At 68.1% G+C, this 1,981-nt stretch carries 2 protein-coding genes and 1 pseudogene; all 3 read left to right on the top strand.

The window, feature by feature from the left end; genetic code table 11:
* Positions 1 to 839: hypothetical protein (locus SY1_RS08540; protein WP_208873448.1), on the top strand; the 839-nt coding region annotated here is incomplete at its 5' end.
* 48 nt (positions 840 to 887) lie between these two features.
* Positions 888 to 1,534, top strand: a pseudogene (locus SY1_RS08530) (HAD family hydrolase).
* Positions 1,534 to 1,981, top strand: a 448-nt coding sequence (locus SY1_RS08525) for a thioredoxin domain-containing protein (protein WP_208873442.1), incomplete at its 3' end; no start/stop codon positions are given. The pseudogene SY1_RS08530 and the gene SY1_RS08525, both read left to right, overlap by 1 nt.

Below are 1,981 nucleotides of genomic sequence, written 5' to 3'. Positions count from 1 at the left end.
ATGCCGTGCCCCAGGCGGAGGCCCCAGCGTTCGACGCGGGCGCACAGCAGCCCGCAGCGGCGGAGCAGAGTGATCCCGCTCAGCCTGATACCGATGCCGTGCCCCAGGCGGAGACCCCAGCGTTCGACGCGGGCGCACAGCAGCCCGCAGCGGCCCAGGGGGACGCGATCCCGAAGATGGGGACCCCCGTGTTCGACTTCAACTCCTTTGCGCAGCAGCCCGCGGCCAATCCAGACCACGCTGCCCAAAACCACGTCACGCCTCAGGCGGACAGCGACTCCAGCGAGCCCATTGCCTCCGACGCGACGCCCTTCGTTCCGGAGCGGCAGGCCGAGGTGCCCGATGCCGACGTGCCGCATGCTGCGGAGGAGGAGCCTCAGGCGAAGGAGGAAGAAGGGCCATCGGCCTCATGGAAGGAGCCGGACGCCCCCACCGCCGAGGAGCGCCTGGCCCGGCTGTACCCCAACGTGGAGTCCGAGTTTCAAAACCTCTACATCAACCTCTACGCGGATCAGGAGCTCACGACGGACTTCAGCGACCTGCGCAACAGCGTTTCCCAGCGCATCCTTCAGAATCAGTCGCCCCTGCCCCTCTTCGACCCGGGCCAGGGAGACACCCGCGACCTCCTGTTGGCGCACATCGCGAACTCCGCGCGGGACGTCATAGAAAAGTTGTCCGAGGACCGGCAGGACGACCGCCCGAAGTTCAACCTGCACGAGCAGGAGCTCCACAAGATCTATCGGTGCATCCTCTACAGGCTGAACGACTCCGGATTGATCGACGAGGAGACCATCAAGCGCCTGGTGCAGGAGGCCCGCGACCTGACCTCGAACCGTTAGCCATCCGGCAGAGGCGGCAGATTTGGGAGGCAGAACGTGATCAAACTGATGATTTTCGACCACGACATGACGATCGTGGACTCGAGCTACGCCATCATGGCGGGCTTCAATGCCGTGGCCGACGCGGTGGGACGCCCCAGGGTGGACCACGGGCAGGTGATGCGCTGCATCGCCATGCCGCTTCCCGACTTCTGCGCGGCGCTCCTGGGGGAGTGCCGGCCCGAGTGGACCCGAATGTACGTCGAGAAGTCCCATTCCCTGGAGCGCAGCCTGCTCCGCCCCTTCCCGACCTGGCGCCGGCCATGACGGCCCTGCAGGCGATGGGACTTCACTTGGCCGTGGCCTCGAACCGGGAGGACCCGCGCCCCACCATGGAGCAGTCCGGGACGGCGCGCTACTTCAAGCGGCTCATCGGCGCCAGGAGGCCGGACGGCGGGCGGCGACCCTTCAAGCCCGCTCCGGACATGCTGCTCGAACTGATGGGGGACTTCAGCGCCACGGCGTCGGAGACGCTCTACGTCGGGGACTCCGACCTCGACATTCGCTCCGCCCTCGCGGCGGGCGTGCGGGGGGTGGGCATCACGCGCGGCAACTTCACGCGGGAGCAGTTTGAAACCCTCGGCGCGTGGCGCGTCATCGACTCCCTGATGGAGCTGCCGGACCTCGTCAGGGCCGAGAACGGCGAGGCGTCCTGATGTCCGGGCCGGAGGAGCGCAACCGACCGGGCGCGGACCCCGCAGAGGAGGCCTGGCTGCCGAAGAACCGCCTGGGGGACGAGCGGAGCCCCTTCCTGCAGCAGCACGCGCGGGACCCCATCGGCTGGTATCCCTGGGGCCCCGCGGCGTTCGAGGCCGCCCGCCGCGAGGACAAGCCCCTGTTCCTGTCCATCGGCTTCTCGTCCTGCCACTGGTGTCACGTCATGGAGCGCGAGTGCTTCTCGGACCCGGAGACGGCCGAGCTGATGAACGACGCCTGCATCCCGGTGTGCGTGGACCGGGAGGAACGTCCGGACCTGGACGCGCTGTTCATGGAGGTCTGCCGGCTGCAGAACGGCTCAGGGGGCTGGCCCCTCAACTTGTTTCTGACGCCGGACGGACGCCCCTTCTTCGCCACCACGTGGCTGCCCAAGCGCACGACGGGAC

Source organism: Fretibacterium fastidiosum, from assembly GCF_000210715.1.
Lineage (GTDB): Bacteria > Synergistota > Synergistia > Synergistales > Aminobacteriaceae > Fretibacterium > Fretibacterium fastidiosum.
This window is presented reverse-complemented; position numbering and strand designations above follow the sequence as displayed.